The organism is Paenimyroides viscosum, from assembly GCF_003858535.1.
Taxonomy (GTDB): domain Bacteria; phylum Bacteroidota; class Bacteroidia; order Flavobacteriales; family Flavobacteriaceae; genus Flavobacterium; species Flavobacterium viscosum.
On record NZ_RQTJ01000001.1, the window covers coordinates 139,011 to 153,803 of the forward strand.

At 31.3% G+C, this 14,793-nt stretch carries 18 protein-coding genes; 7 read left to right on the forward strand and 11 right to left on the reverse strand.

The annotated features are described in order from the left end of the window. Nucleotide 1: 1 nt before the first annotated feature. Nucleotides 2-427 (reverse strand): NUDIX domain-containing protein, encoded by a 426-nt coding sequence (locus EG242_RS00650; protein WP_124897991.1) that lies wholly within the window; start codon nucleotides 425-427, stop codon nucleotides 2-4. Between the two features lie 439 nt (nucleotides 428-866). Here EG242_RS00650 and EG242_RS00655 point away from each other — a divergent pair, with 439 nt between their 5' ends. The 3 genes from EG242_RS00655 to EG242_RS00665 are packed head-to-tail and all read left to right on the forward strand — an operon-like array spanning nucleotide 867 to nucleotide 2,543. Then, the gene (locus EG242_RS00655; protein WP_124897992.1) at nucleotides 867-1,481 is read left to right on the forward strand and encodes a helix-turn-helix domain-containing protein; all 615 of its coding nucleotides are present in this window, start codon (nucleotides 867-869) and stop codon (nucleotides 1,479-1,481) included. Next, nucleotides 1,462-2,190, forward strand: a complete 729-nt coding sequence (locus EG242_RS00660) for a DUF3307 domain-containing protein (protein WP_124897993.1) — start codon at nucleotides 1,462-1,464, stop codon at nucleotides 2,188-2,190. Before EG242_RS00655 ends, EG242_RS00660 begins: the two co-directional genes overlap by 20 nt. Next, the gene (locus tag EG242_RS00665) at nucleotides 2,187-2,543 is read left to right on the forward strand and encodes an MmcQ/YjbR family DNA-binding protein (protein WP_124897994.1); all 357 of its coding nucleotides are present in this window, start codon (nucleotides 2,187-2,189) and stop codon (nucleotides 2,541-2,543) included. Before EG242_RS00660 ends, EG242_RS00665 begins: the two co-directional genes overlap by 4 nt. Nucleotides 2,544-2,593: 50 nt before the next feature. Here EG242_RS00665 and EG242_RS00670 read toward each other — a convergent pair whose 3' ends face one another. The 7 genes from EG242_RS00670 to EG242_RS00700 all read right to left on the reverse strand — a co-directional run bounded on the left by EG242_RS00670 (nucleotide 2,594) and on the right by EG242_RS00700 (nucleotide 7,960). Continuing rightward, nucleotides 2,594-3,457, reverse strand: a complete 864-nt coding sequence (locus EG242_RS00670; protein WP_124897995.1) for an AbiJ-NTD4 domain-containing protein — start codon at nucleotides 3,455-3,457, stop codon at nucleotides 2,594-2,596. A 27-nt stretch (nucleotides 3,458-3,484) separates the two neighbouring features. Then, nucleotides 3,485-4,162, reverse strand: coding sequence for a porin family protein (locus EG242_RS00675; RefSeq protein WP_124897996.1), 678 nt, complete (start codon nucleotides 4,160-4,162; stop codon nucleotides 3,485-3,487). Between the two features lie 11 nt (nucleotides 4,163-4,173). Further along, the gene (locus EG242_RS00680; protein WP_124897997.1) at nucleotides 4,174-4,857 is read right to left on the reverse strand and encodes a porin family protein; all 684 of its coding nucleotides are present in this window, start codon (nucleotides 4,855-4,857) and stop codon (nucleotides 4,174-4,176) included. 119 nt (nucleotides 4,858-4,976) lie between these two features. Further along, on the reverse strand, nucleotides 4,977-5,750 hold the full coding sequence (locus tag EG242_RS00685) for a hypothetical protein (protein WP_124897998.1): 774 nt from the start codon (nucleotides 5,748-5,750) through the stop codon (nucleotides 4,977-4,979). Nucleotides 5,751-5,805: 55 nt separating this feature from the next. Next, complete coding sequence (locus EG242_RS00690; protein ID WP_124897999.1) at nucleotides 5,806-6,612, reverse strand: NAD(P)H-binding protein; 807 nt, start codon at nucleotides 6,610-6,612, stop codon at nucleotides 5,806-5,808. A gap of 6 nt (nucleotides 6,613-6,618) precedes the next feature. After that, nucleotides 6,619-7,437, reverse strand: a complete 819-nt coding sequence (gene kdsA, locus EG242_RS00695; protein WP_124898000.1) for a 3-deoxy-8-phosphooctulonate synthase — start codon at nucleotides 7,435-7,437, stop codon at nucleotides 6,619-6,621. 1 nt (nucleotide 7,438) lies between these two features. Next, nucleotides 7,439-7,960: a DUF4199 domain-containing protein gene (locus tag EG242_RS00700; protein WP_124898001.1), complete on the reverse strand. Its 522-nt coding sequence runs from the start codon at nucleotides 7,958-7,960 to the stop codon at nucleotides 7,439-7,441. 126 nt (nucleotides 7,961-8,086) lie between these two features. On the opposite strand from EG242_RS00700, the gene EG242_RS00705 reads away from it, so the two are divergent. From EG242_RS00705 to EG242_RS00720, 4 genes are read left to right on the forward strand one after another with little or no spacing between them, the layout of a single operon-like run. Then, nucleotides 8,087-8,581, forward strand: a complete 495-nt coding sequence (locus EG242_RS00705) for a SixA phosphatase family protein (protein WP_124898002.1) — start codon at nucleotides 8,087-8,089, stop codon at nucleotides 8,579-8,581. Beyond that, the gene (gene ppk1, locus EG242_RS00710) at nucleotides 8,571-10,658 is read left to right on the forward strand and encodes a polyphosphate kinase 1 (RefSeq protein ID WP_124898003.1); all 2,088 of its coding nucleotides are present in this window, start codon (nucleotides 8,571-8,573) and stop codon (nucleotides 10,656-10,658) included. Before EG242_RS00705 ends, ppk1 begins: the two co-directional genes overlap by 11 nt. A gap of 2 nt (nucleotides 10,659-10,660) precedes the next feature. After that, complete coding sequence (locus tag EG242_RS00715; protein WP_124898004.1) at nucleotides 10,661-11,575, forward strand: Ppx/GppA phosphatase family protein; 915 nt, start codon at nucleotides 10,661-10,663, stop codon at nucleotides 11,573-11,575. A gap of 54 nt (nucleotides 11,576-11,629) precedes the next feature. Continuing rightward, a complete protein-coding gene (locus EG242_RS00720; RefSeq protein ID WP_124898005.1) occupies nucleotides 11,630-12,394 on the forward strand; it encodes a TIGR02757 family protein in 765 nt (254 codons plus the stop codon). Between the two features lie 2 nt (nucleotides 12,395-12,396). Here the strand turns inward: EG242_RS00720 and EG242_RS00725 are convergent, their stop codons facing one another. The 3 genes from EG242_RS00725 to EG242_RS00735 are packed head-to-tail and all read right to left on the reverse strand — an operon-like array spanning nucleotide 12,397 to nucleotide 14,741. Beyond that, entirely contained in the window at nucleotides 12,397-13,389 is a 993-nt protein-coding gene (locus EG242_RS00725) for a glycosyltransferase family 2 protein (RefSeq protein WP_124898006.1), read from the reverse strand. Next, on the reverse strand, nucleotides 13,389-14,297 hold the full coding sequence (locus EG242_RS00730) for a hypothetical protein (RefSeq protein ID WP_124898007.1): 909 nt from the start codon (nucleotides 14,295-14,297) through the stop codon (nucleotides 13,389-13,391). The genes EG242_RS00725 and EG242_RS00730 overlap by 1 nt, the downstream gene beginning before the upstream one ends. Nucleotides 14,298-14,306: 9 nt before the next feature. Continuing rightward, complete coding sequence (locus EG242_RS00735; protein WP_124898008.1) at nucleotides 14,307-14,741, reverse strand: type I restriction enzyme HsdR N-terminal domain-containing protein; 435 nt, start codon at nucleotides 14,739-14,741, stop codon at nucleotides 14,307-14,309. Nucleotides 14,742-14,793 lie beyond the last annotated feature (52 nt).

Sequence of the window (14,793 nt, forward strand, 5' to 3'; positions counted from 1 at the left end):
ATCAACTTAATTTTAATTGCAATTTATTAAAAACTGTTTGATCTACCGGCAACGTAAACGGATTATTCGCTGATAACGGAATCCAATTTATTTCCTGAATATTTTTATCAATGATTTCTAAATTGTGTAAATCTTTAATCGTTGCGAAAAAATACAGCGTTAAAAGCTGTCTACCATCTTTTGCTAACGATGACACAAAATCTTCTTGAATGTAAAAAGCGTCGTTAATCGTAAGTTCCAAATTCAGTTCTTCTTTAAATTCACGCTTTAAGCAATCGGCAGTTCCTTCGCCAAACTCCAATCCGCCACCGGGCAGTTTCACTACCATATTTCCAGCAAAAGGTTCTTTTAAAGTTAAAAGTTTGTTGTTCACAATGCACAAAGCATACACCCGAATGTTGAAACCTTTAAAGTTTTGTGTTTCCATTTTTCAAAAATATTCATATTTAACCAATTATTTTTAAGATTTTACTTTTAATTTAATGATTCTCGGAAAGTTTGTACCGTTTCTCAAACTTTCGTCAGTTCGAACTTGTCGAGAACTTTTAATACCAAACTTCTCGATACGATTTTTCTTCATTTCATTACTAAAAACCTACTCGAAGTAACGGCTATCTGTATATAAATCAAGTATATTTTGGTATATTGTATACCGAATTAGTCAATTTTTAATTTAGACAGATCATACAATAAAAACCAATATCAGTTTCAATCACATAATTCTAATTATCGGTCAATTGGCAGATATTCTAAATTATAGGCTAAATGAACGATATTTTAAATTATAGGTTAAATAAACGATATTTTTAATTATCGGTTAATTGAACGATAATTTTTTATATCTTTAAACATTCAATAACTATAAAATGGTTGCAATTATAACAGGCGATATTGTATCATCGCGCACTTTAAAACCGGCAGTTTGGTTAAAACATCTTAAAGAAGGTTTGCAGATGTTTGGTTCGTCGCCATTAAATTGGGAATTATACCGTGGCGACAGTTTTCAGTTTAAAACAACTATAGAAGATGCATTATTACATGCTATTTTATTAAAAACATGGATAAAGCAGTTAAAGGAAATCGATGTTCGTTTAAGCATTGGTATTGGCGAACAAACGTTTGAAGGAACGAAAATTACCGAAGGAAACGGTACTGCTTTTGAACTTTCCGGCGAAGGTTTTGATGCGTTAGATAAGAAGAATTTAACCATTAATACCCAAGATAAATTATTGAACGACACTTTTAGGGTAATGACTGATTTAGCTTTGTTGATTATGGATAAATGGACAGATAAATCGGCTGAAATTATTTTTTTAAAGTTGAAAAATCCAGAATTAAATCAAACACAGATTGCCGAAAAATTGAACAAAAAACAAAGTACCATCAGCGAAGCCTTAAAACGTGGCGGTTTTGATGAAATTGAGCAGTTTATAAATTATTACAACCAAACAATGAAACAGTATGTGGCTACTTCTTCTTAAATTTTTAGCGGCTCATTTTCTGGGCGATTTTGTTTTTCAGACCAAAAAAATGGTTCAGAACAAACACAAACCGGTTTATTTTGCAAGTCATATTGCCATTCACGCCGTTTTAATGTGTCTGTTTTTAGCGAACGATACTATGTGGTGGGCAATTATTTTGGTGACTATTTTTCATGCTTTGTTTGATTGGATCAAATTGAAATTAGCATCAAAAATAAAAGCTCCAGTACTTTTCATTGCAGATCAAGTTGTACATATTGCTACAATTATCGTGGTTTTAATGATCTTTTCAAGCTTAGAAATTTCTATCGATTTTATAAACAAACCTCATATCTGGCTGGTTTTGGTCGCGGTTGTACTAGTTACGCAGGTAACTGCCGTTTTAATCAGAATTTTATTGTCGCCTTACCAGCAATATAAAAAAGTGCAGGAACATTCGGTACAAATTACGGGTGAAAAAGTACTGTTTAATGCCGGAAAATACATTGGAATTTTAGAACGATTGTTTATTTTTGGTTTTGTAATTGCCAATTTTTGGGCAGGAATAGGCTTTTTACTGGCAGCAAAATCTATTTTCAGGTTTGGAGATTTAAACAATGCAAAAGAACGTCATTTAACCGAATACGTTTTAATTGGAACTTTTTTAAGTTTTGGATGCGCCATTGTGGTCGGTTTGATTTTTAATTACGTTTTACACCATTTAATATGAACAATATAGAAGATTTTCGCGATTACTGTTTATCGTTTAAAGGAGCTACAGAGAAATTTCCGTTCGATAAAACAACATTGGTATTTTATGTAATGAACAAAATGTTCTGTCTGGTTGATATTGAAGAGTTTGAATACTGCAATTTAAAGTGCGACCCAGATGAATCCGAAGAATTACGTGCCCAATACAACGGCATAAAACCGGGTTACCACATGAGCAAGAGACATTGGAACAGCGTATATTTTAACAGCGATGTTTCTACGAAACTACTTAAAGAATTAATTGTAAATTCTTACGATTTAGTGGTTAAAGGATTGACAAAGAAAGATCAAGCTGCTTTAAATGAGATGTAGATTAAAATAGTTAAACATAAAAAATCCCGCCAATTGGTGGGATTTTATTTTTAATTAGTGGCTGTCTCCTTTAAATAATTAATAAATGCGCTGCATGTTACAAGCATATATTTAGCTTCTGCTAATGTAATTTTGTCTGAAGTCTCTCCTGGTTTTAACGCGTGGCGTATTGCTCCAACATTATTAGAAAACGCATATATTTTATTAATAGATTCCTTTATTTGCTTATCTAACGCATGTTTATGTTCTAAATTATTTAATGCATCACCAAATTTTATATTCGGATTATTAAAAAATACTTTAAAATATGATTCTATTGCTGATATAGATTCTTTTATAGAATTACTAAAATCTGGCGTTTTTTTATCGGACAAGAGTTCTAATGCCTTATTAAAGTGTGCTGAAACTGTTTTGTATTCTGTGTTGTTTTTTGAAGCTTCATTTATTGATGCTATTTCCTGATCGTTGGTTATTGGAACGAATTGTGTATTTATAAATCTGTAACCAGATAAATTTTTTTCTAAAATACTATTTAATTGTGATTCTATTTGATGATTAAAATAGCTTTTGTCACCAATTGTGCGAAAATCGAAAGTGTTAAAGGTGTATTCTATTAAATCGTATATAAAGTACCATGCCTTCGTGTTGTCAAAAAAATCTGTTTCTACTAATTTTATGAAGGTGTAAGCTTGTTCTGGAATTTCGTTTATCTTTTTTTTAAGGAAATCAGTCCATAATTTTTTAAAGTATGTCTTGAAATCCTCAGGCAATAAGTATATGTCTTGGTATTCTGCTGCTTCTAAATAATTCCCGTAATACAAATTCCATAGATCGTTTTTTAAATCATCATCAATGGATTCATACTGTATAATATCTTTGGGTTTTGTATAACCCATTCGTTCTGAAAATTTCATAATATTTTTTTAAGGGTTAGTGCTTTATTAATTAAACTTATAAGCCAAACCAATTTGAATCGACTGGTTTTTAGCATTTGCCGTAGCTACAGCACCGTCCATCTTAGGTAATTTGCCTTCGTTGTAAATATTACTTATACCAAAATAGTAACGCGCTTCAACACTAAAGTTTTTAAGAAAAGTGTAAGAAGCACCTGCAGTAAGACCATAACCTGTTTTTTTGAAGAATTCCGAATTTTTTCCTTCAGTAGTTTCAGTAATCTCCTCTTCCGTAAAAGGTATGGTGCTTACAATTTCTTCTTTTGATTTAGACTGTATAAGTTGATTTATTTGCAAACCTAAACCAAGTCTTAAATTATCAATTAATTTATACTCAAAAAAGGCAGGTAACGAAAGGTAATCTTGCTGAACCGTACTTTTCTGGTTTTGTACCATTATACCGTTTGCACCCATTTGGTTGTAAATAAGCTCGGGTGTTACGCTAAAATTGTCTGTAATAAAAAGTTCATATCCCAAACCTGCATAAAAACCGGTTTTTGATTTTGTTCTTTCGTTAAAATCAAACGTATAATTTATGTTTGGGGAAACACTAACATTTGTAGATCCGGTAATTGATGAAATGTTTGTTCCGGCTTTAACTTTTAATTGTGCAGTAGCAATGTTTGCGCCTAAAATAGCTGTAAGTAATAAGAGTGTTTTTTTCATAAGGTTAGTTTTTAATTAAATTTATAAGCCAAACCAATTTGTATTGCTTGGTTTTTCATTTCGGTATCAGTAGCTATTGCATTGTCAAAAATAGGTTCTTTATCATTATTATAAATATTGCTTAAACCCAAATAATAACGTGCTTCAATATTTAAATTATCATAAAAATTATAAGCAATACCTGCATTTATACCAAAACTTAATTTGTTGTGTATTTTGGTGATGTCAACTTCAGAAATAGTGTATTGACGTGCCCATTCAGGTAGGTGTTCATTATTTGATTTTCGCACAGCCTTTAGTAAACAGTCTACCTGCGGACCTAAACCTACCCGCAAACCTTTAATTAGTTCATATTCAATGAATATAGGTAATGAAAGATAGTTTTGTGAATAACTATTAATGTTGACTGTATTTGTGTTTTTGGCATTTGCACCAAATTGACTATAAATAAGTTCGGGTGTTACATATATTTTGTCAATTAAGTTTATTTCATATCCTGCACCGGCATAAAATCCTATTTTAGATTTTGTTTGTTCTTTATAGTTTGGTAAAGTATATATAGTTTCACCGTCACTTAATGTTGCTCTTAATGATCCGGTTATAGATGAAATGTTAGTTCCGGCTTTAACTTTTAATTGTGCAGTAGCAATGTTTGCGCCTAAAATAGCTGTAAGTAATAAGAGTGTTTTTTTCATAAGGTTATAATTCTTTTTAGTTTTAATGAGCTTTTATAAAATAAGCATATGCTACTATATACAAAACAAAAATCCTGAAGTGAGAACTTCAGGATTGTAAATATTAATTGGTTATAAAATTATTCTTCAGAAGATAATTTAGTATATTCTGCAATTAAAAAGCTTAACTGTTCCCATTTTATAGATTTATAAGGGTAACTTTTCATGAATTCTTCGTTATCGCCAAACATAAAAGCATAATGATCTTCAAAATCTCCTTTTTTAAGCCATAAAACTTCATCGCCTTTTTTAATATAGTACGATTTTGTTACACCACCACCAAAAGAAGGACTTCCACCAACACTGAACGAAGATGTTTCAGATGCATTTGGATCGGCATACACTTCAATAATACTGCTAAAGCTAGGATTAATTAGCTGCATTAAAAATTCTTTTTCTTCTTTTTTGTTTTTCAATGAAGCTTTTACGTTTTTTACATAAACCTCATCAGGGTTTGTAGTTTTATTTAAACTTTTACGACCCCAGTTTTTAGAATTTCCAAAATAGCTGTTTACTTTAGAAGCCTTTGCCATACCCGAAATAGGTAAATACATTTCAGCAATATCTTCTGCCTTGTATTCTGTTTTTTTACCAGAACCATCTTTAATGTCAATAGAATAAATTTGTCCTTTTTTACGATCGATGCCTGATGCAGAACCTTCAATTTTTCTACCATCTTTTAAGATTACAGTCGAAGTTTTCTTTGATGATACTCCTGTAAACATTTCATCGAACAAATCATCATCCATCATTTTAAGTTGTTCTTTGGTAAATTTTACTTTGTCTTGCGCATTTACTTGAATAGTTCCTAGCGTAGTTGCGGCAATTAAGCCAAGAAATAATATTTTTTTCATAAGATTAAAAATTTTGGTTAAAGTAATAATAATAAATTAAAAAGCAAGAAAAGAATTAATCTAACAGATATAAATAATTTAAACCATATTTCTTGGTTATTTTTTCACCAATTACTTTTCGTTGATCGGCATTGGGATTGTCTGTAAAATTGGGTAGGGGAGTAAGTCCTAATTTAGAAGCTTCTTTAGTATAAAAATCTCTACGATTCAAATTAATCGGCGCCACGATATTAAAAATGTCATTAGGAATTTCGTTTTCGATAATCTTTTCAAAAAATCGAATAATATCCTTTCTATGAATCATGTTCACGGGATTGTTTGCATCAGTAACAACATCCTTTTTAACAATGAAATGAACCGGATGACGATCTTCGCCGATTAATCCACCCAAACGAAGAATGGTAGCATTAAAATTTTTGTTATTTAGAAGCAGATTTTCTATTTCAATTATTTGCTGATCCATTTCAGAAATTGGTACAATAGGCGTTTCTTCCGTTACATCTCCTTTTTGTGATAAATACACGGTTGTAGAACTTGTATAAATAACTTCTTTTATACCGTGTTGTTCAATAAAAGGAATGATTTTTTTTATTTTTTCTACATAATTTTCTTCTACTTGTTGCGATCTGCCAGGCGGAATGGTAATTATAAGAATATCAGTATCAGTTAATAACTTCGGCAGATTATCTGTATTATTAGAAGATCCAATGCGTATAACATAACTTTCAATTTGGTTGGCATCAAAAAAAGAAATCTTTTCAGATGAAGTTGTAGAAACTTTTAATTCGTGTCCGTTTGATTTCAATTGTAATGCCAGCGGACTTCCCAACCAACCTGCACCAAGAATACTGATCTTTTTCATGCAATTTTAAAATTTAATAACTGTTTGGCGTATTGCAACCAGTTTTTGCATCAACGATTCAAAATGATCTAAATGTAACATATTGGCACCGTCGCTTTTTGCATTTGCTGGATCAAAATGTGTTTCAATAAAAATTCCGTCTACACCAACTGCAATTCCTGCTTTGGCAACCGTTTCAATTAAATCGGGTCTTCCGCCAGTTACACCGCTTGCCTGATTTGGCTGTTGAAGGGAATGTGTAATATCTAAAACCGTAGTTGCATAATTTTGCATTGCTGGAATACCGCGGTAATCAACAATCATGTCTTGATAACCAAACATGGTTCCGCGATCGGTAACCATAATGTTTTCATTATTGCAATCTAATACTTTTTGCACAGCGTGTTTCATACTTTCAGGACTCATAAATTGTCCTTTTTTTAAGTTTACCGTTTTACCGGTTTTTGCAGCAGCTACAACCAAATCGGTCTGGCGCACCAAAAATGCAGGAATCTGTAAAACATCAACATAAGCAGCAGCCATTTCGGCATCTGTACTTTCGTGAATATCTGTAACCGTTGGTACATTAAATTCTTTAGATATTTTTTTAAGAATTTTTAGTGCTTTTTCATCGCCAATTCCTGTAAAAGAATCAATGCGTGAGCGATTAGCCTTTTTAAAAGAGCCTTTAAAAACCAACGGAATCTGTAAACGATCTGTGATAGTTATAAGGCGTTCGGCAATTTTAAAAGCCATTTCTTCACCTTCAATAGCACATGGACCGGCTAAAACAAAAAAGTTATTACTATCTAAATGTTTTATATTAGGTATGTTTTGTAAGTTCATCTTATTTTTTCTTTTTGGTATTAATAACAGTTGGTGCTATGGTATTTGGCTTTGTTTTAAATACCCAAGCATAAAGTGCAGAATATATTACACCTAACGATAAAGCATTCATTACACCTTGGCGAAGGGTAAAATTCATGTTGTGTATTAACTCTAAACTTTCACGTGTTTGTTTACCTTTAGCAAACTGATATTCTATAATATTATTAAAATAATCTGGTGATATAGTTTCGTAAATAATGTACTGTGCAATTGGACTTAACAAAGTGGTTAAACCTGTTAAAAATAAACCAAATTTAAAGGCGGTTTTAAATTCCCAAGCGGCATTTTTTCCTAATGATTTTTTTTTATCGATAAAAGCAAAAGCCCATAAAAAAGTCAGAATTATATAGTAGATAAAAGCAGTTACCATGATGTTGCTAAAATCTTTATGATACCCTAAAGTACTTTCTAAAGCAGCCCATAAACATGTAAATGCAGTAATTATTGCCGCCCACTTTAGTTCAATTCCTATGTTACTCATTGTAAGTTTTAAATTTTAACAAAAATAATGAAACTTTTACCGCAAAAAAAATGATTAATCTTAAATAATACTTAATGATTTTTTTTATATTTAGTAAAAATAAAGATTTTAAAAAAATTGATGGTTATGAAAAAATTGATATTAATCCGCCATGGAAAATCTTCTTGGGAAATGCCTATTGAAGATCATGAAAGACCGTTAACAAATAAAGGAATAAAAAACTCTAATTTTATATTTGATAAAATTCAAGAAAACTTACCCGAACGTTTTTTAATATGGTCTAGTACTGCTAAAAGAGCGCACGATACCGCAAAAATATTTAACGAGGTGTTGAATATCCCTCAAGAATTAACTGTTTTAAAATCTGATTTATATACTTTTGATTCTTTAAATTTAGCCAAGTCTATCCAAAAGTGTGATGATAGTGTACCTAGCTTAATTATTTTTGGACATAACAGCGCAATTACCGATTTTGTTAATAAATTTGGGGACAAATACATTGAAAATGTTCCTACTTCTGGAGTTGTTATATTAGAGTTCGAGGAAGAAAGTTGGAACGTTATCAAAAATGGTAAAATTGTTAATATCCTTTTTCCTAAAGATTTAATAAATGCAAATTAATCAACCAAAATATATTGACAGAGAAAAAAGTTGGCTGGCTTTTAACGAACGGGTATTGCAAGAAGCCGCAGACCATACCGTTCCTCTTTTAAACCGCTTACGCTTTTTAGGTATTTTTTCGAATAATTTAGACGAATTTTTTAGAGTTCGATACGCCACTGTTCGTAGAATTTCTATATCTAAAGATCACAATAAAAAATTAATGAGTGGTATTCATGCTAAAACTTTGTTACAAGAAATTACAGAAATTGTAATTAAACAACAAGCAAAAAGTTTAGCTATTCTACACGAAATTGAAAATGAACTTGAAAACGAAGGTATTTTTATTGTTGATGAGCACCAAATTACCGAAGAACAAAAAAGTTTTATACACGATTTCTTTATACATAAAGTAAGTCCCGTTTTAGTTACCATTATATTAAACGATTTAGCCGAATTTCCTTTAGTTAGGGATTCTTATGGTTATTTAGCCATTAAATTGGTTAAAAAATCTAACAACAATACCATTAAATCAGTAAAAAAACGTACCCGCTACGCTTTAATCGAAATTCCTGCAAACATAAACCGCTTTGTAGAATTACCTTCAGTTGATGGTAAGCAGTACATAATTATGTTAGATGATGTTATTAGAATTAATTTAGACACCATCTTTTCTATTTTTGATTACGAAAACATTTCGGCTCACATGATTAAAATTACGCGTGATGCCGAATTAGATTTCGATTCGGATTTACATAAATCTTTTCTAGAAAAAATATCCAATTCTGTACGCGAACGTAGAGTAGGTGAGGTGGTTCGCTTTGTTTATGATAGTGAGATTGATAAAGACACTCTTGATTTCTTTTTAGATAAAATGGATATTGAAGCCGTAGACAGTATCATTCCAGGAGGTAGATATCACAACCGCCGTGATTATATGAATTTTCCTACTTTAGGAAGAAATGATTTAATTAAAGATAAATTACACCCTTTGCCTGTTAACGGTCTTAGTTTAGAAGGCAGTATGATTCAACAAATAAAACACAAAGATTTTTTGTTACATACTCCCTTTCAATCGTTTAATTACGTTGTTAAATTTTTACGTGAAGCCGCATTAGATCCTAAAGTAACAAGCATAAAAATTACATTATACAGGTTAGCCAAAAATTCGCAAATTATATCGTCTTTAATCAACGCAGCTAAAAACGGCAAATTAGTAACCGTTCAAATAGAATTACAAGCGCGGTTTGACGAAACCAGTAATATAAATTATGCCGAAATAATGCAAGCCGAAGGTATAAAACTGATTTTTGGTGTAAAAGGGTTAAAAGTTCACAGCAAAATTTGTGTGGTAGAACGTATGGAAGCCAAAAAAATAAAACGTTATGGTTTTCTATCAACAGGAAATTTCAACGAAAGCACGTCCAATTTTTATACCGATGTTACCCTTTTAACATCAGATAATCGTATAATGAAAGAAGTAAACAAGGTGTTTGAGTTTTTTGAAGTGAATTATAAAATCTACCGATATAAAGATTTAATAGTATCGCCACATTACACACGGTCTAAATTCACCAAATTAATTGAAGACGAAATTGAAAAAGCTTTAAACGATAAACCAGCAATGATTCGTTTAAAAATGAACAGCCTTTCAGACTATAAAATGATTGATAAGTTGTACGAAGCCAGCCGTGCCGGTGTAAAAATACAACTTATAGTTCGTGGTATTTGTTGTTTAATTCCGGGCGTACCTGGTTTAAGCGATAATATTGAAGCCATAAGTATTGTTGATAATTTATTAGAACATTCACGCATTTACATTTTTGGTACAAATGAAGAGGCTAAAATTTATATTTCGTCTGCCGATTTTATGACCAGAAATATTGATGAAAGAGTAGAGGTAACCTGCCCAATTCATGACGAAGCCATTAAAACAGAACTTATTGATACCTTTAAAATTTATTGGCAAGGAAATGTAAAAGTACGTTTACATTCTGAACGATTAGAAAACAGATACCGCCGATTAGGTGAAGAACGCTTTAAAGCACAAGATGAAATTTATAATTATTACCAAAATAAAATTGATGTTGTTTTATAATAATGATAAAAATTAAAAAATACGCCGCCATTGATATTGGTTCTAACGCCATGCGATTATTAATATCAAACGTTATTGAAGAAGAAAACAAACCTACACAGTTTAATAAAAGTCATTTAATTCGTGTGCCCATTCGGTTGGGACAAGATGCTTTTACCGTTGGCGAAATATCAGAAGAAAGCGCAGAACGTATGGTAAAAGCCATGAAAGCATTTAAATTACTTTTAGATGTTTATCAGGTTGAAAAATATGCAGCGTGCGCAACATCGGCAATGCGCGAAGCATATAACGGAAATGAATTAGTTCAGGAAATTGCAAAAAAAACAGGAATTAAAATAGATATTATTGAAGGCAAAACCGAAGCTGCCATTATAGCAAATTCCGATTTGACATCATTCATTAAAAACGATGGTCATTATTTATATGTTGATGTTGGTGGTGGTAGTACAGAATTCACGCTTTTTTCAAACGGAAAACAAATTGTTTCCAAATCATTTAAAAACGGAACCGTGCGCTTGCTGAACAATATGGTAACCGAAGGTGTTTGGCTTGAAATTGAAAAGTGGATTAAAACACATACCGAGCATTTACAAAATGTAGAAATAATAGGTTCGGGCGGAAACATTAATAAAATATTTAAAATGTCGGGCAAAACGAACGATAAACCCTTAACTCAAGCATATTTAATGCAACGGTATAAATATTTAAATTCGCTTTCGTACGAAGAACGTATTTATACTTTAGGATTGAATACCGACCGTGCCGATGTTATTATTCCTGCCATAAAAATTTATGCAAATGCAATGAAATGGAGCAATGCAAAACATATTTACGTTCCAAAAATCGGACTTTCAGACGGGATTGTGAAGGCAATGTACTACAAAAACACCAAAATAAAAATTAACGAAATCCTTTAAATTTTTAAAGGATTTATTTTTTTGGTCATGTAAAATCTTTCTTAATTTTACCAAATGAATTTCGAAGAACTAAAAGATTATCTTGATTTTAAAGCTGATCAATACAATAATCCTAATTTTATTGAAACTGATCCTATACAGATTCCACATAGATACAAAATTAAAGAAGATATTGAAATAAGTGGTTTTTTAGCAGCGACTATTGCTTGGGGTAATCGAAAAATGATTATTAACAGCGCTACTAAAATGATGGATGCTATGGGAAATAATCCTTATGATTTTGTCATGAATGCCTCAAATAATCAAATTGATGCCATTGATACTATTGTTCACCGAACGTTTAATTCTGAAGATTTTAGGTATTTTATCAAATCACTTCGCAATATTTATGAACAACATGACGGATTGGAAAATGTGTTTTCAGCAAACAATTCCACAAATCTGCAAAACAGAATATCTGAATTTAAACAAATCTTTTTTGAAATCGATCATCCACTGCGAACAACCAAACATATTTCTGATCCGTTGAAAGGATCTTCTTCCAAAAGAATAAATATGTTTTTGCGCTGGGTTTCGCGTAAAGATACAAACGGAGTCGATTTTGGCATTTGGAACACGGTTTCACCGAGCGAATTATCTTGCCCGTTGGATGTTCATTCTGGAAATGTAGCTCGAGCTTTGGGTATTTTAAACCGAAAACAAAACGATCAAAAGGCATTAATGGAATTAGACGAAGCCTTACGAAAATTCGATCCGACAGATCCCGTAAAATATGATTTTGCTTTGTTTGGTTTAGGTGTTTTTGAAGGAATAAAATAAACTTATTTAAGTTGATTAAACTTTTTCTTTCCTTTTAAAAAATAGTCAAAAACAATATTATCTGTATAGAAATAATTCGATTTAGGATTTTGAACCTGTTTATTTTTTAGTTTTGAAAGATTGCCGTAATAAGCAAAATGAGCTTTAATAATTGCAAAAGTGTGCAATGGCTGTAAACTTAAAAACAACTTTACACCAGCTAAACCGTCCAAACACAAACGTTTAAAAATTATACCAAACCGATCATCTTTTGGTAGGTTTTTATACAGCATAAACAACGAATTCCGAAAGTTTAAAAACGTTTTCTGTGGGTTCGATTTCTTTAAAGTAGCACCACCAATATGGTAAACGGAACTTTCACTACAATAGTACACTTTTACGTTTTGGTTGAATGCGCGCCAGCATAAATCAATTTCTTCCTGATGTGCAAAAAAGCTGTCATCAAAACCTTTTAACTGTTTAAAAACGCTGTTTCTAATAAAAAAACAAGCTCCCGATGCCCAGAAAATTTCCTGTGTTTGGTACTGGTTTTCATCTTTTTCTAAAGTGTCAAAAATTCTGCCTCGACAAAATGGAAAACCATATTTATCAATAAATCCGCCTGCTCCACCAGCATATTCAAAAAATTCCTTGTTCTTGAAATCTAATATTTTTGGCTGGATAATTCCGATTGAATCATCTTTTTGAAATAAATCTAAAACCGGCTTTAACCAGTTTTCTGTTACTTCAATATCGGTATTCAGCAAACAAATATATTCTTCGTTTATTTGTTTTAAAGCTTCGTTATAACCTTTTGCGTAACCGAAATTATCAGAAAGCTGTATCCATTTTACCGCCGAAAAATGATCGTTCACAAACTGTTTAGATCCATCGGTAGAATTATTGTCGGCAATGTAAATTACAGCTTCGGCAGAAAACTTCTCAACTATTGGCAAAAACTGTGTTAAAAGTTCTAATCCGTTCCAATTTAATAAAACAACCGCAATGTTTTTCATTATTTCAGGCGTTCAGAAATTTCTTTTTTAGTGAAATCTTTCAAATCCATATAAAATACTTCCGCAGTAAAATTCTTATCGTTTGCATAAAAATGTTTTAAGAACGATTTAGTGATTTCAGCCGAAATTAATTTAGGATTTTTCTTTACAAACGTAATGTATTCCTGTTCGTTTTCAACATAAAGTTTCTTATTTGAAACCTCAAAAGCAGGTTTGGTTGATGTACCAAACAAGTACATCATTACATTTTCTGTGTACGATTTTTTAGCGTAATCTATAAATTTGAAATTTTTATTCTTTACGATGAATTTTTCCCAACTAATAATCAGATTTCGTTGTTGTTCTAACGAAATTTTTTCGTTGTTGAATTGTGAATCATACAAAAGTTTATGTTCTGCAAATCGTAATTTTAAATATTCTTCGTATTCTCTAGTGATTTTCTTATGAAATAAATTGTAAAAATATCCCGGCTTTATTTTAAAATCGTAAGTAGAAGAATCGATCTTTCTAAAGTACAAACCAACCTTATCATACGTGTTTTCTTTACGCAAAATGGTATCATGTTTTTCAGCTCCCAATTTGTGATACGTCTTTAAAGTATTGGTTTCTGCCATGTTTATAGAATCTACAATCACGGTTAAACGCTTGTAATAATCAATAAAAAGCGCCTCGGCTTCCTTCTTGTTTGCTTTTTTTAATTTGCGTTTAAGATCCTTTTGCTCGCTTTCCAAATGCTCAACCAATTCTTGTGCATTTTTGTTCGATAAAACATAATCGGGATCGCTGGAATAAAGAATTTCTGTAATAGTATCGGAGTTTGAATCGTTTGGTACCGATGTTTTTTCTTTGTTGCAAGAAACAAAAACAGATGCTACCAACAATCCTATATATATGAAATTTTTACTCATATTTAATTTTTAAGGTAAATCAGTTAAAAACTGATATTTTTTATTTACATAATCTAATTTACAATAATAATGATTTAAACCGTTGGTAACCATTAAAAACTGAGCATTTAAGCTCATATTGTAACGCGCAATTTGATCAAAAACCGATTGAGTTATCTTTACCGATGGTTCTTTGCATTCAACCAGCAAAAAAATAGATCCTTTCGGCGTAAAAACAACCACATCATAACGTTTGTTCATGTCGTTGATTTTAACAACCTTCTCAACGTTCATATGCGATTGCGGATACATTTTCACTTTAATCAAAAACTGAACCACATGTTGTCGCACCCATTCTTCGGGCGTTAACAAAACGTATTTTTTCCTGATGTCATCGAAAATGAACCGTTTATTTTCATTATTTTTGAAACGAAATTGAAAATCGGGAAAATTTAAATCACGCATATTGCAAATTTATTCATTCTCTTTAAAAAATCTTTATAAATCTGTGAAAGTT

Coding starts and splice junctions, on each gene's coding strand:
- EG242_RS00675 (WP_124897996.1), bottom strand. CDS start 4,162: ATGAAAAAAACACTCTTATTACTTACAGCTATTTTAGGCGCAAACATT.
- EG242_RS00700 (WP_124898001.1), bottom strand. CDS start 7,960: ATGAGTAACATAGGAATTGAACTAAAGTGGGCGGCAATAATTACTGCA.
- EG242_RS00685 (WP_124897998.1), bottom strand. CDS start 5,750: ATGAAAAAAATATTATTTCTTGGCTTAATTGCCGCAACTACGCTAGGA.
- EG242_RS00680 (WP_124897997.1), bottom strand. CDS start 4,857: ATGAAAAAAACACTCTTATTACTTACAGCTATTTTAGGCGCAAACATT.
- EG242_RS00650 (WP_124897991.1), bottom strand. CDS start 427: ATGGAAACACAAAACTTTAAAGGTTTCAACATTCGGGTGTATGCTTTG.
- ppk1 (WP_124898003.1), top strand. CDS start 8,571: ATGCAAATTAATCAACCAAAATATATTGACAGAGAAAAAAGTTGGCTG.
- EG242_RS00715 (WP_124898004.1), top strand. CDS start 10,661: ATGATAAAAATTAAAAAATACGCCGCCATTGATATTGGTTCTAACGCC.
- EG242_RS00720 (WP_124898005.1), top strand. CDS start 11,630: ATGAATTTCGAAGAACTAAAAGATTATCTTGATTTTAAAGCTGATCAA.
- EG242_RS00655 (WP_124897992.1), top strand. CDS start 867: ATGGTTGCAATTATAACAGGCGATATTGTATCATCGCGCACTTTAAAA.
- EG242_RS00725 (WP_124898006.1), bottom strand. CDS start 13,389: ATGAAAAACATTGCGGTTGTTTTATTAAATTGGAACGGATTAGAACTT.
- EG242_RS00660 (WP_124897993.1), top strand. CDS start 1,462: ATGTGGCTACTTCTTCTTAAATTTTTAGCGGCTCATTTTCTGGGCGAT.
- EG242_RS00665 (WP_124897994.1), top strand. CDS start 2,187: ATGAACAATATAGAAGATTTTCGCGATTACTGTTTATCGTTTAAAGGA.
- EG242_RS00705 (WP_124898002.1), top strand. CDS start 8,087: ATGAAAAAATTGATATTAATCCGCCATGGAAAATCTTCTTGGGAAATG.
- EG242_RS00670 (WP_124897995.1), bottom strand. CDS start 3,457: ATGAAATTTTCAGAACGAATGGGTTATACAAAACCCAAAGATATTATA.
- EG242_RS00690 (WP_124897999.1), bottom strand. CDS start 6,612: ATGAAAAAGATCAGTATTCTTGGTGCAGGTTGGTTGGGAAGTCCGCTG.
- kdsA (WP_124898000.1), bottom strand. CDS start 7,437: ATGAACTTACAAAACATACCTAATATAAAACATTTAGATAGTAATAAC.
- EG242_RS00730 (WP_124898007.1), bottom strand. CDS start 14,297: ATGAGTAAAAATTTCATATATATAGGATTGTTGGTAGCATCTGTTTTT.
- EG242_RS00735 (WP_124898008.1), bottom strand. CDS start 14,741: ATGCGTGATTTAAATTTTCCCGATTTTCAATTTCGTTTCAAAAATAAT.